12 protein-coding genes are annotated in these 13,316 nt (G+C 36.4%); 4 read left to right on the top strand and 8 right to left on the bottom strand.

Annotated features, from left to right (window positions below; translation table 11 throughout):
* Positions 1-169 precede the first annotated feature (169 nt).
* Positions 170-1,525 (top strand): class II fumarate hydratase, encoded by a 1,356-nt coding sequence (locus AAAT26_RS06705; protein WP_004698284.1) that lies wholly within the window; start codon positions 170-172, stop codon positions 1,523-1,525.
* A gap of 325 nt (positions 1,526-1,850) precedes the next feature.
* On the opposite strand, the gene AAAT26_RS06710 is transcribed toward AAAT26_RS06705, so the two are convergent.
* The 7 genes from AAAT26_RS06710 to AAAT26_RS06740 all read right to left on the bottom strand — a co-directional run bounded on the left by AAAT26_RS06710 (position 1,851) and on the right by AAAT26_RS06740 (position 8,200).
* Entirely contained in the window at positions 1,851-2,177 is a 327-nt protein-coding gene (locus AAAT26_RS06710) for a hypothetical protein (RefSeq protein ID WP_316055315.1), read from the bottom strand.
* Between the two features lie 288 nt (positions 2,178-2,465).
* Complete coding sequence (locus AAAT26_RS06715) at positions 2,466-2,717, bottom strand: hypothetical protein (RefSeq protein WP_105087186.1); 252 nt, start codon at positions 2,715-2,717, stop codon at positions 2,466-2,468.
* Positions 2,718-2,893: 176 nt separating this feature from the next.
* Positions 2,894-3,139, bottom strand: coding sequence for a hypothetical protein (locus AAAT26_RS06720; protein WP_232054987.1), 246 nt, complete (start codon positions 3,137-3,139; stop codon positions 2,894-2,896).
* Between the two features lie 221 nt (positions 3,140-3,360).
* The gene (locus AAAT26_RS06725) at positions 3,361-4,359 is read right to left on the bottom strand and encodes a DUF805 domain-containing protein (RefSeq protein WP_302682651.1); all 999 of its coding nucleotides are present in this window, start codon (positions 4,357-4,359) and stop codon (positions 3,361-3,363) included.
* Positions 4,360-5,179: 820 nt separating this feature from the next.
* A complete protein-coding gene (locus AAAT26_RS06730; RefSeq protein ID WP_349209021.1) occupies positions 5,180-6,361 on the bottom strand; it encodes a metallophosphoesterase in 1,182 nt (393 codons plus the stop codon).
* A gap of 16 nt (positions 6,362-6,377) precedes the next feature.
* On the bottom strand, positions 6,378-7,475 hold the full coding sequence (mutY, locus tag AAAT26_RS06735) for an A/G-specific adenine glycosylase (RefSeq protein WP_195213336.1): 1,098 nt from the start codon (positions 7,473-7,475) through the stop codon (positions 6,378-6,380).
* Positions 7,476-7,678: 203 nt separating this feature from the next.
* Positions 7,679-8,200, bottom strand: coding sequence for an 8-oxo-dGTP diphosphatase (locus AAAT26_RS06740; protein ID WP_128114475.1), 522 nt, complete (start codon positions 8,198-8,200; stop codon positions 7,679-7,681).
* Positions 8,201-8,317: 117 nt separating this feature from the next.
* Between AAAT26_RS06740 and AAAT26_RS06745 the strand changes: the two genes are divergently transcribed.
* The 3 genes from AAAT26_RS06745 to AAAT26_RS06755 all read left to right on the top strand — a co-directional run bounded on the left by AAAT26_RS06745 (position 8,318) and on the right by AAAT26_RS06755 (position 10,164).
* On the top strand, positions 8,318-9,091 hold the full coding sequence (locus tag AAAT26_RS06745; protein ID WP_227037290.1) for a DUF4931 domain-containing protein: 774 nt from the start codon (positions 8,318-8,320) through the stop codon (positions 9,089-9,091).
* 65 nt (positions 9,092-9,156) lie between these two features.
* Positions 9,157-9,924 (top strand): metallophosphoesterase, encoded by a 768-nt coding sequence (locus AAAT26_RS06750; RefSeq protein WP_227037289.1) that lies wholly within the window; start codon positions 9,157-9,159, stop codon positions 9,922-9,924.
* A 9-nt stretch (positions 9,925-9,933) separates the two neighbouring features.
* On the top strand, positions 9,934-10,164 hold the full coding sequence (locus tag AAAT26_RS06755; RefSeq protein ID WP_004698256.1) for a hypothetical protein: 231 nt from the start codon (positions 9,934-9,936) through the stop codon (positions 10,162-10,164).
* 243 nt (positions 10,165-10,407) lie between these two features.
* Here the strand turns inward: AAAT26_RS06755 and AAAT26_RS06760 are convergent, their stop codons facing one another.
* On the bottom strand, positions 10,408-12,906 hold the full coding sequence (locus AAAT26_RS06760) for an S-layer homology domain-containing protein (protein ID WP_155085872.1): 2,499 nt from the start codon (positions 12,904-12,906) through the stop codon (positions 10,408-10,410).
* Between the last annotated feature and the right edge of the window lie 410 nt (positions 12,907-13,316).

A 13,316-nucleotide genomic window follows, 5' to 3' on the forward strand; every position in this document is an offset into this window, starting at 1 on the left:
GAAAGCACAATATACTTCCCCTTTCTTATATGCGCATTATGCATATACACCTATCAATTATATGAAAATAGAAATCATTCTCTTTTATTCTGTACAAATATACAGGATTTTATATAATTAAAGTACCGACAGTAGGGTCGGCATGTCTTTTAAGGAGGTTGTAAACATTATGGAAACAAGAATTGAATATGATTCAATGGGACCAGTCGAAGTCGACGCTAGACGAATTTACGGACCTCAAACGCAACGCTCGTTCAATAATTTTAAAATCGGTGACCACCGCATCCCTATTGAACAAATCAAGGCGCTTGCGCTTGTAAAAAAAGCATGTGCTTTAACCAATGCAAAGTGTGGCGCAGTAACTGAGGAAAAAGCGAAACTCATCGCTCAAGTAGTAGATGAAATCGTGGATGGCAAATGGGATGAAGAATTCCCGTTAACCGTATTCCAAACAGGCTCTGGCACACAAACTAACATGAATGTGAACGAAGTCATCGCTCACCGAGCTAAACAGTTAGATGAATCCAATCCACTTCATCCTAACGACGATGTAAACCGCGGCCAAAGTACAAACGATACATTCCCTACGGCAATGCATATCTGTGCATACTTTGAAATTACAAAACGCGTAATTCCTGCATTGGACGGCCTTATCGGATCCTTTGAAAAATTGCAAAAAAAAGGAAAAGGATTGCAAAAAGTTGGTCGTACCCACCTACAAGATGCTACTTTTATCATGGTAGACCAAGAAATTAGCGCCTTTGTGGACGGCCTAAAAACTGCCAAAACTATGCTCCTTCAAAATGCTGACCACCTCCTCGACGTAGCACTCGGTGGTACTGCGGTCGGTACAGGTGTGAACACACCTAAGGGCTATCTAGACGTTATGGAAACTGTATTGCCAGAGGTAACAGGTGCTCCATTCCGTGTTAAGAATAACAAATTCCAAGGACTTGCTCTCAAAGATGCATTTATGATGGCTCACGGTGCACTTAACACATTAGCGACTACCCTATTCAAAATCGCTAACGATGTGCGCTTCTTAGGCTCTGGCCCTCGCTGTGGCTACGGCGAATGGCATCTTCCTGAAAACGAACCGGGCTCCTCCATCATGCCAGGCAAGGTAAATCCTACTCAATGTGAAGCTTTGACCATGGTATGCGCCCAAGTATTCGGCCACAATACAACTATGACGCTCTGTGCAGGTAGCGGTGCGTTCCAATTGAACGTATACATGCCTATCATGATCTATGACTTTGTTGAAAGCTGTCGCCTCCTCGCAGACGCTATGAACTCTTTCACAACACACTGCATCGACGGCGTAGAATTTGTACCTGAAAAGCTCAACTTCTTCGTAGAACAATCTCTCATGATTGCTACATCCTTAACACCATATATTGGCTACGACAAGAGCGCCAAGGTGGTAAAAGAAGCGTACAAACGCGGTTGCTCTATTAAAGAAATCATCTTGGAAGAAAAACTCATGACCGAAGACGAATTTGCCGAAGCAGTTCGCATGAAATAAAATCTCTCTCATATCTATGACATATCTGTAACATCCTCTCATACCTCAAATGAACGAAATATAAAAGGGACTGTAAACGAAATACTACTTTAAAGCATTCGTTTACAGTCCTTCTTTTAGTTAGGCAATTATTCTAAACGTAGAGTTACAAAATATCTAAATCAAATCTCACCTTTAATAAGTCGTATAAAGCTTATAATAAAATTACATAACTAGGCGTCTTGTCAAATGGAGTTACATATTCTGAAAGACTTGTTAATTCGTCCAAATCATTACGACTTATAACATATAGATGAAGTCCATCATCTTTTTCAAATAGATCAGCTCATTCACCATACCATGGTCTTTTATAGGATAATATCTTGCTTTTTGTATCTCCATTGAGATTAAAAATCTGCAATTGATTCTCTGCAACAGCTAAACCATATCTTTCGGTCATAGATACGTCAAAATACGGAACAGAAATAGGGTTTTGAATCTGAATCTTTTTAAGATCATCTAATATCGTAATATTATTTGTATCCAAACAAACTAATTTTTCATTACGAGGAAAGGATTCTTTTATTTCACTTTCATAAACAAAGTATGCAAATTTTTTATCATATTTGGCTATTTCATCTATAATACGAACAGAATAATCAATCAATGACAAAGATACTATCCCTTTATTGGTACACATTAAAATTATGTCATCACTAAATTCGTATAATTGATAAAAATAGAATTCCTTAATATTATTAAGAATAGGTATTAACTTCTTTCCACGCCAGGTCCATAACAATGAAACCATTAAGTTTATCATTTATAATCATATAATTTACACATCGCAAAGCAAAAATTATAACATTTTCTAAACTTGGACTTTTTATCTGTTTAATAGGTTCTAAGTCTATCATCTATATTCCTTCTATAGTTTTATTAGATTATAATTCAATCATTTTTACATTAAAAGTAGTCCACAATCTTTCGTCTTTATAATATCTTTTAAACTCCTACCATTTATTATTGGATTTTCTAATAACGGTAAAAAATCATTACATTCATCTAAAAGATCCTTATTTTTCCATAGTTGCCATAATGCACCATAAGTAACAATCCCATATGTAGAATCATTATAATATAGTTCTAACTCCCTGTTACATCTCAAGCCTTCAATAACTTCGTCATATAAAGAAACATCTGAACCACTCATTGATGTTTACTCCTTCCTAATTTTTCTAGTCAAACATACTTATCCTTAAGGATCTACCGATCACCTTATAAATACTGATATTAAACGCAACAGACTAATTAGTACGCTTGGCATTTTCAAGTCATTTGCTTAATCGAATATAAACCAATTACACATATAATACTTTCTCTAAAGGTTTAAAAAATGTACAGAGATTTCTCATCATATAACTCATTGGCAAAAATATCGCTAATTGTGTGACCTTCTAAGCAAGGTATCATTAAAAAAGTGTCTAAATCTGGCTCTTTAATAACACATTCATCATTAATCCAAAATTCCCAAACAACATTATTTGGAGTCACAAAGCACTCTAAACCGTTATACCTAAATTCAATCTCTTCATTCATGTCTAGATAACCTCTTATCTCTTCTAGTTTATTCATTTTCTCTCACTAATTTTGATTTTTACTAAAAATCTACAGCACATACAATAATAATCATACTTTAATAAACAATGTACTTTACTCTTCTCAAAGATAAGAGCAACATATATTTCATTTTTATTTTAACATTAGAAATAATGATATTTCTAATTTAAACTCTGGATTTTATAAATAAATACAATAACCCCTGCTAGGATACTATCATAGCAGAGGTTAATTAGTTATAAAGGATAATAAAAAATAGAGTTACTTTCCTGATCATATAATGCAGATGTTTTATTATATAGTAAATACAGCACATATATATTAACTAAAGGTACAAATAAGCAAATAAGCCAAAAAATACTACTATTGGTATCCATCAAGCGTCTACATATCATAGTAATTACAGTATATGTAAGATAAATGTATAAAGTATATCTTAGAATGGAGGGCTCAATAGTATAAGTTACAACAAAATTATACATAATAAAAGCTAAAAACACATTAAACATATGCCACTGACGAACAGTACTGCGTCCATAAAACCATAAACTATCTATTAAAATACTTTTATAGATATCAATCCAAAAAGGGTAGGACTCCTGTCGACTATAATATAACTTTAAGGTCTTAATTTGCCCATCGGTTAAATCATTTCTATTGCCCCACCACACATCAATAACTTTATTATCAAAAATAATCCCATTAGTTTCAATAGTATTATGAGCAGACCACAATTTATCGATTCCAAATGCCCCAAATAGTATCAGCCCCATCAGAAAAGGAAAGAACATCTCAGGTGTATCTACGCTCCATAGTACCTCATTCCCCAATATATAATCAGTAGTGCCTCTAAAGCTAAAATTAGAACTAGAAATAGTAATACTTTTACCCAAAAGTAAAACCATTACTAAAGAAATCATTATAATAACATTAAGCCAATTAAGAGAAGCCTTTTTATAATAATTCAACCGCATGTAATTTGTAATAAAAACAAAAAGAATATAAAGAGTATGCCCTACATAAAATAACATATTATAGTATTCTTGATTATATATTCTATCAAAAGGAAGAGAAAGCATGAAAATATTTGCTTCTATGCCCAAGAAAACTAAAATATTTATTGAAAGATAAGTTTGTACATTCATCGTAAGTGTTTTAAGCTTCCTTACATATTGAATTAACGCTATTACTTCAATCTTAAACTTACAAAGTTCATCAACTAAAAACTGTTTCATACTTTTAATTATCATATAGATACCAATAATGGTGAAAGTTTTTTAACAGTATTTTATATAAGCCAATATAAAACAATCACCGAAAAAAGATAGATTTCAGAACTAATGGTAAATGAATGTGCACAAATGCTACCCTCTTTTACGTCTTAAATAGTTATAAATATAGTTCCATACCACATAAAACAAAAGTATTATAACATATGCGATAACAAAGAAATAAAAATCTACTTCATCTTCAATCAACTCTGGATTTGTGACAAGACTATATGGAATACATATAAGTAAAAAAAGTACTAAGCCTCGCACAAAATAATTATAAAGTTTTAAAAACATATGCTTACTCCCAACATAAAACCTATATATTCATAACACAACCAAAATTTTTAATTCTAATATATCACACTTATTATATAAGTTCATATAATAAAAAGAGGTATTATATTTTCAAATACAATACCTCTTTTTGTTTGTACCCTATATTTTTCTAATATTTCACAAGGTTTATAGTCATTAATACAATCAAGAATATGATGAGAACAGCCTGTTTTGTATTTAACAGTTCATAGGTCTCGTTAAATGTATCATTCTTAAACGCCTGTATTAGCAGTATTTCTTGTTTACTAAGTTCCAGGTATAAATCTAAATGGCATCCAATTGCCACTAGTATTGCTATTTTGAGATATCTCTTATATATATCCGCTGTCATATCGTAGATTAGAGAGATATCAAATAGCATAAGCACAATAATACATATAAGGATTTTATAAATAAAGGATTTACTATACATTAATGTATACCTATAGTGAGTTTGTCTTTCAAACTAAGCTACTCCATCAAAGAATGTAATAACCGTAATTTCTCGTGGACAGTTGATACGAATTGGGAACCAGTGTCCTGTGCCGTTATTAACGTAGCATACGCTTTGTTCTTCTACATAGCGACCTTTTGTATATGGTGTGCCTGTTGGTACTAACGGCATACCCATAAATACGATTTGACCTCCGTGGGTATGTCCAGATAGAGTCAACGGAATCTTTCGTTCAATAGATTCTTCGAAGAATTCAGGGTGATGAGCCAATAGGATAACAAAGGCATAGTCTGGAATTCCAGATAAAGCCTTATCAATCATAGCTTCACGCTTTTCTTTTTCCCGATCGTTATCGTACGCAACGCCCGCAATATATACAGGTTGTTTGCCCCCCATGATTTGAATATTACTATTCACAAGAATATTCATAGGTGTATTTCGTTTAAGTGAATCCAGCACCTTATTTACATCGTGATGATACTCGTGATTTCCCAAGATAAAGTCAACCCCATCTGGGATTTGTTTTGCAAAGGTTGTCAGTCTTTCACAGACTTGCGGCAACCATGCAAGCTTATCAATGAGGTCACCAGTGATAACAACGCGATTAGGCTTTTGTAAAAGCGCTAGTTTCAGGATTTCATCAAAGTCATCTAAGTCGATACTCGGACCTATATGAATATCACTAAGTTGAACAATTTTATAGTTTTTCAAACCAGGTGGTAGATTCGTGTAGCCAAAGCTTTCATGCGTTACTACTACCTCTTGTTGACCTGCAAAGGCAGCATAGCTAGAACCACCGATAGTAGCCAACGGCACTATAGTTGCAGCAGTTCTAAAGAAAGCACGACAACCCGTTCTATTTTCCTCTGGTGTTTTGCTCCAAATCTTATTAATTGTCCAATATAATAGACTAAGTATGATAAATACAGGAATCGCTAGGAATACGCCAAAGAGGAATCCATAGCTTTCAGTACGGAACATATTCATCAAAGGATAGTACATCGTACCATATAAATCCACTTGATTGAGTATATAGTATCGGATAGCCACGAACCACGCACCGATAATGATGATATAGCCCACCCAGGCTGGCCATTTCTTTTTAGGCTTCCACAAGTTGAGGAATAGAGCCCAAAATCCTACCAGACCTATTGCGAGGATGGCAGAAAAAATGATATTAAATAGAATTCTCATTCATTGCTCCTACAAATTACTTTGCGATTTCCGTCAGTTTACCATGAGGTCCCGCCCAAGCATAGTCGGAAAACTCATCGCGCTTGATGAGCATCCAATCCTTTGGCAATTGCTGTTGGATATCTGCAATCGATATATTATTTGCGTCCCCTGTGTATGTTAAATCACCGCGGAATGCTTTCATAAACCATTTTCGGTGAGAGAAAACATGTGTTATTTCTTTCACAAGTACTGGTTGCAAAGATAGATCAAATCCAAGGGCCTGAACTAATTTCTCAAGGCCTCGTTCTCCGTCCTCAAAGGCAGATACCATTTCCAGAGATGGGAATTCCCACATGGATCGTAAAAGTCCACGATTCAGCCGTTTATGCAATAAATAATAGCCTTTATACTGCAAGATCCCCACGAATAAAGGCACCTCTACTACCTTTGTTTTCTTGATGCGCACAGGCAGTTTATCTGTATCCTCATGTTGATAGGCAGCGCACATATTTACAATAGGACATTCCCCACAACGTGGAGTTTTTGGAATGCACACAGCAGAGCCAAAGTCCATCAAGGCTTGGTTAAAATCACCAGGTCGATCGTGAGGCAAAGTCTCCTCTACGATAGCCGTAATAGCCTTTTTACCTTTAGTACCCAAGATATCGTCAAAGATGCGATATAAACGAGCATAGATGCGCAACACATTGCCATCTACAGCCACCTCTGGTTCGTTGTACGCCATGGATAGCACAGCCCCTGCCGTATAAGAGCCTACGCCCTTTAAGGATTCCATGGTCTTACGGTCATAAGGCACGATACCACCATAGTTTTCAACGACATCCTTTACACCGAGCCGTAAATTACGAGCACGGCTATAATAGCCAAGCCCTTGCCATGCGTGAACTACCTCATCTTCGGAGGCCTTTGCCAAATCCTCCAAGGTTGGAAATAGACGCATCCAGTTATCATAATAGGGTTTCATCGCCTCAATGCGCGTCTGCTGGCTCATCACCTCGGAAACCCAAATCTTATAAGGGTCCCCACAACCGCGCCACGGCAACTCCCGTTTATGTACATCATACCACGCCAATAGCTGTGGCACCCACTTTGGGTTCTTTTTATCAGTCATATTACCTCAAAATAGTATAAATTATGGAGCATATTACCACTCTCATGGTCATATAGCCCCTTTTTACATTTTAAAATCCACCAAACCATCATCTTGATGTTAGTAAATTTATGTTAATAATTAAATAGGTATACACTAAAATTCGTCGGCATAGTATAAAGAATACCTATATTCGACAATATAACGCAAATAATCTATACGTATCAGCCATTAATATACAAATCAATGCGCGCCAAGTGTTCGCTTTCAAGAACGGTATCAACAGTGGTCAAATCCATCTTATCCACCATATTATTATCTCGTCCAAACACAATAGGTCCTTTTAATTTCTTACCTTCTAACAACATCGGCAACCATCTGCAGTCACCATCCCACATATGTTCATAAGGAATTTGATTCGGCTCTAACCAATGAGGCTCCATTTCATCTGTTTCCTCTACAGTACCTGTGAAAGTACGCAAGAAATACACATAGCTTACGTGCGTTAAGCTCTCATCAAAAGGAAATTGAAAATCAAAAGCCGCTACACATTCTAAGTCTTCGACACGTCCTTGAAGGCCAGATTCCTCATAGAGTTCACGAATGGCACACTCTCGGAAGCTTTCACCATCATCAAGTTTACCACCGAAACCATTATATTTATTAGCCCCAAAACCACGCTTCTTACGCCCTAACAATATACGATTTTGTTCATCAATGGGAAATACGAGCGTCGTTGGTTTCATAGGGCCTCCTTAGTCACAAAAATAACACACTATTATTATACCATTATTTCATGTACGAATGCGCTAGTTGTGGTATGATTAAGAGTATAGAGTTTCTTACAAGGAAGGAGGCACATGATGAACAAACCACTTAGATTTAATATCGAATTAGGGCGCACAAAGCCCGTCAATATTCGCAATGAACAAGTGCGTTGTCCCTTCTGTGATCGTTCCAAATTAACGGATATTCTCGATACATCAGGTCATATTATATGGCTCATGAACAAGTATCCTGTATTAGAAAAAACTTGGCCTACCGTCATTATCGAAACGGAAACCGACGAAGGCGAATTTTCCACCTTACCTGCAAATGAAGCTGCCCACATTCTCCAATTTGGTCTCGATAAGTGGCGCGAAACTCGTCAGCGTAAAGAGTTCAAATCTGTACTCTTTTTCAAAAATTATGGCTATATGTCCGGCGGCTCTATTCGCCATCCACACAGCCAAATCATAGGTCTTGAAAATTATGATTACCACAAAGATATTACGGTTCAAAACATGGAGGGCTGGCTCTTGCACGAGGATCAAGATGTACGTATCACCTTGTCTACCCATCCAATTATCGGGTTCTTTGAGTACAATATTCGCTTCAAACCAGATTCACCGGTTCGTGCTGTAGCCCTTCGACTACAACAAATTTTGCGCTATGTATTGCATAGTGTAGCAAACTTTAGCCAGTCCTATAATTACTTCGTATATAATCTTGAGGACGGCTATGATTACATCAAGGTAGTGGCGCGTTATGTAACGACGCCCCTCTATGTAGGCTACAAAATTCCTCAAACTTGTGATGAGGAACGAGCTGCTAAAATCAAGCACGATATTACGCCTTATTTTCAAGCTACTAAATAGTTCTGACCATATACCGTACATAATTATATATATGGTTTTAACCATACATAATTGAAAGGATTTTTATGAAAGTATTTGCCATCGGCGACCTCCATCTATCTGGCAATCCTCCAACAAAGCCGATGGATATTTTTGGCCCTCACTGGAATGATCACTGGGCCCGCATCAAAGAGCATTGGAATACCAATGTAACCAACGAAGACATCGTCTTTCTTGTAGGTGACATGAGCTGGGCGCTCCGTCTCGATGAAGCTGCCTGCGATTTACAAGAAATTGCATCTTTACCTGGTAAAAAATATATGATTCGTGGCAACCATGATTATTGGTGGGCATCAGCAAACAAGATGCATAATCTCATGGGTGACGCTATTACCTTTATACAAGGTCACGGCACCGCAGAAGTCATCCAAACCGAAGAAGGTCCGCGCCTTATTGCATTTGGTGGAACACGTGCCTACCTCTGTCCTGGAGACTCCCACTTCTCCCCAGAAACGGACCAATCCATTTACGATAGAGAAGTGATGCGTACCGAAGCAGCACTACAGGAAATGGATAAGGCAACGGCCTATTTATCATCAACATCTGATTTAAGTATAGATATAGAAAATATTCCTGTAACAAAGTTATTGTTGCTACACTACCCTCCATTCAACGAGTCCAACGCACCTTCGGGCTTTACGGATCTCATGGAGCAATATAACGTAGATATCTGCATTTTTGGTCACTTACACGATCAAATTTCTTTTAACCGGATTCCAAAGGAATTTAGTACGACAAAACTAGAGTTGGTATCTGCAGACTATCTAGATTTTAAGCTAAAGCAAATTATTTAAGGAGAGACCATGAGTCGGATTCATAAAGAACATTTACAAGCTGGCTATATCTTTGGTGACAATGTTAACCAAGAATATATTTACTTGCCTTCTGGTGAGGTAGGCACGGAGCATCCGTTAGCAGTCCTAGAAACACCAACGAAGCGCGAAGATATTACATTGGACGAAGCAGTCCATATGATTGATACCCTAACACTAAAACGTTGTAGCCACCCTACACTAGGTAAAAAATCATTTTAATAACGCCATCAATAATGTAATTAATTGAACAAAACAATAAAATAGCGGATAGTTGACTATAATCTGCACTCCAGAAAAGGATCATAATTTCTAATTTCTGAAAGTGCAGATTGTTATTAACTCAACTATCCGCTAGATGAAAAGAGGCTGTTTATCACAGCCTCTTTTGTTTTTTCTTTAGTTTATACAAGAACTATTTTGTTGTCTTCCTTTTAGTTTAAAAGGTTAATTCATGACAAGTAATTACTTCGCATTACGCTCGATATGACTACCATAAACATCTCTGTAATCATTAGTTTGCTTATTGTCTTTATTGTTTACACGAAGTCGTTCTACCTTATGACGATCATTGTCTTTACCAGAGATTCGATCCACACGAATGCGATCCAAGTCACGAAGACGAGCCAATTCAGGATTAAATTCGTTAATCGCACGCCCCATTTTACCATCAATTGGAGCACCCAATTGTAAAGCACGGTAAATGATCGCAGCATACTCATAACGAGTCATCGTACGATCGCCTTTAAATTCGCCATCAGGATAACCTTCAACAAGACCTTTATCAGCCAAGTCTTTTACATATTCATAAGCCCAATGATTAGCCGGTACATCAGGGAAGTTCACATCTTTCTTGTCATACTGAGGTGCCATTCCCATGGATGCCTTCATTTGTTGAATCTCTACATTTTGGGCTTTTACAATGGCCTTTAAGTCCTGAACCTCTTTAGCCAAAGCTACTCTAGAAGTAGATACACCATTTTTTTGACCTAATTTCAAAGAAACGCCGGCATTGACCATGTTTTCACCGTTACCCATGGATCCAGCTACGCTGAACATAGTGTCTTCATTTGGTCTGTAGAAAGCACCTAATGCCATCGCATTTTCACCGGCATAGTTACCGTAACCAGCCGCAAAATTCCATTTATCATCAGGATCAAAATCCAATGGATGAATAGCCGCTAATGCAGCCGCACCAGCACCAACTTTTCCTATTTTGCTATTTAATAGGTTCACACCATTACTAATACCGCTAGTAGCTTGATACAATTGGCTACCGTTAACGGCATCTTTAGATGTAGCGGATACTTCACCATCGGCTACATTAGTGATTTTATTGCCACCATTATTTAGACCTTTATTGTCCAAAGAAACATTACCAAATTTAACTTTATCTACAGATACTTTGTAATCAGTACCACCAGCAGCATTTGTGCTTGTAGTTACAGTTACATTATTACCTGCAGAAATACTAGTATGTTTTTTAGCTTCTTTTAATGCTTCTGTGGCTAAAGTCTTATTATATTCAATACGACGTTCATGACTTTCGATACGCTCACTATGATTTTCAATTCGAGCATCATGATTATCAACACGATTATCTAAATAATCTAAACGCTTATCTTGATTGTCAATACGTTTTTCTTGATTATTCATACGTTCAGTTTGATTTTTTAATTGAATGTCATGATTTTGAATTTGATCTTCATGACGAAGTAAATCAGCATCTTGACGAAGATTTTCTTTAGTTAAACGAGTAATTTGATTATCATGATTTACAATTAATTTATTATGTTTTTCTAATTCTTGACTATGTCCATTTAAAATATCTTCATGTTTTTGTAAGACATCTGTATGATCTTTTAATTTTCGTTCATTGTCGGCAATTTTTTCTTTATTTTTATCGATTTCATTAATATTATTTTGAATTAATGTATTGTGATTATTAAGAATTCCGCCCACTGTATTTGCTACTGCATATAATTGACTACCATTTATAGCATCCGTGCTATCAGAAGATACTTTCCCAGATGCTACATTAATCACCTGACGTTCTTTACCAGATGCACCAACACTCGTAACGCCGTTACGAGCTGACCCTACCCCGGCAAAGCCGGAATAGTTAATACCATTTATATTAGCTTGTGTTTCTGTTGTGGCAGCTCTATCGGTAGATGCATTGCCTAAGAGAACACTATTTCCTTGTGTCGACGTCACATTACTACCCAGTACATATGTATTTGCTTGTGCTACGTTATTACTAACCCCAAAAGCACCAGAATCAATGCCAGAAACAGAATTACTGCTACCAATTCCAACTCCACCACGTGCAGTAATCGTATTACCTGAACCTAGTGCAACAGCATTTGCAGCACCAGCATTAGCATTATTACCTACAGCAGTTGCACTCTCTTCAGCTTTTGCATTATATCCAACGGCTACTGAACGATTTCCCTTTGCTCTAGCATCATTACCATATGCTGAAGAGAAATTACCAGATGCCTCAGCATTAAATCCAGTAGCGGTACTTGAAATACCACTAGCCTTTGTACTATTGCCAACCGCTGTAGAAGCTTCAGCAGATGCTTTAGCGGATGAACCAAAGGCATTTGAATTACGGCCTGAAGAAACTGATCCATGACCTATTGCAGTAGCATTTTCACCTTCTGCTCGTGCACTCCGACCAATAGCATTAGTATTATTAGCAGTTGCCTGTGCACTTCGTCCGATAGCTAGTGAAGTCTCACCAGATGCGGTAGAAGACTGTCCTACAGCAGTTGAATATGAACCGGATACCGTATTTCTGAAACCTACTGCTAAACTATGGTCACTGGTAACCGTATTTTCATCACCAAAGTGACGTGAATACTCTGTCGGATTTCCTTGTGCTTCTACATGTAATACAGTTCCCGTACCTAACGCAAGTAGTATTGCCAATGATAATGCAACTTGTTTGCTTTTCATCGTTTACTATTCCTCCCTACATCTAAAATTATAAATACAACGGATAATATATTATCATTTATAATATATATTCAACAAAACTCAGCATAAAATATGTCCATTATTAAATAATGTATTATCATTATCCTTAACTATTATTGTACTTTAAATATTAAATGAAGTAAACGTTTTTTTAACAAAATAGATAAAATTATCAATTTTATCGATAAATAAAAATTCTATCAAATTCATCATACTATAATTTAATAGCATAATAACAATATAAGGAGATAAGATTTATCTTATCTCCTTATATTGGCTATATTAACTATATTCATTATACTAGCTATACTAATTATTCTAGTTATATTATTTGCTTTAGCTATATTACTTAAAATAGCTATATTGGTTATTCTAGCTAATCTTGTTAT

The sequence above is a fragment of the Veillonella parvula genome, assembly GCF_040094895.1.
Classification (GTDB): domain Bacteria; phylum Bacillota; class Negativicutes; order Veillonellales; family Veillonellaceae; genus Veillonella; species Veillonella parvula_L.

What these genes read in the sequence shown, in the direction of transcription:
- AAAT26_RS06705 (WP_004698284.1), top strand. Translation starts at nt 170, where the DNA reads ATGGAAACAAGAATTGAATATGATTCAATGGGACCAGTCGAAGTCGAC.
- AAAT26_RS06715 (WP_105087186.1), bottom strand. Translation starts at nt 2,717, where the DNA reads ATGAGTGGTTCAGATGTTTCTTTATATGACGAAGTTATTGAAGGCTTG.
- AAAT26_RS06720 (WP_232054987.1), bottom strand. Translation starts at nt 3,139, where the DNA reads ATGAATAAACTAGAAGAGATAAGAGGTTATCTAGACATGAATGAAGAG.
- AAAT26_RS06725 (WP_302682651.1), bottom strand. Translation starts at nt 4,359, where the DNA reads ATGAAACAGTTTTTAGTTGATGAACTTTGTAAGTTTAAGATTGAAGTA.
- AAAT26_RS06730 (WP_349209021.1), bottom strand. Translation starts at nt 6,361, where the DNA reads ATGAGAATTCTATTTAATATCATTTTTTCTGCCATCCTCGCAATAGGT.
- mutY (WP_195213336.1), bottom strand. Translation starts at nt 7,475, where the DNA reads ATGACTGATAAAAAGAACCCAAAGTGGGTGCCACAGCTATTGGCGTGG.
- AAAT26_RS06740 (WP_128114475.1), bottom strand. Translation starts at nt 8,200, where the DNA reads ATGAAACCAACGACGCTCGTATTTCCCATTGATGAACAAAATCGTATA.
- AAAT26_RS06745 (WP_227037290.1), top strand. Translation starts at nt 8,318, where the DNA reads ATGAACAAACCACTTAGATTTAATATCGAATTAGGGCGCACAAAGCCC.
- AAAT26_RS06750 (WP_227037289.1), top strand. Translation starts at nt 9,157, where the DNA reads ATGAAAGTATTTGCCATCGGCGACCTCCATCTATCTGGCAATCCTCCA.
- AAAT26_RS06755 (WP_004698256.1), top strand. Translation starts at nt 9,934, where the DNA reads ATGAGTCGGATTCATAAAGAACATTTACAAGCTGGCTATATCTTTGGT.
- AAAT26_RS06760 (WP_155085872.1), bottom strand. Translation starts at nt 12,906, where the DNA reads ATGAAAAGCAAACAAGTTGCATTATCATTGGCAATACTACTTGCGTTA.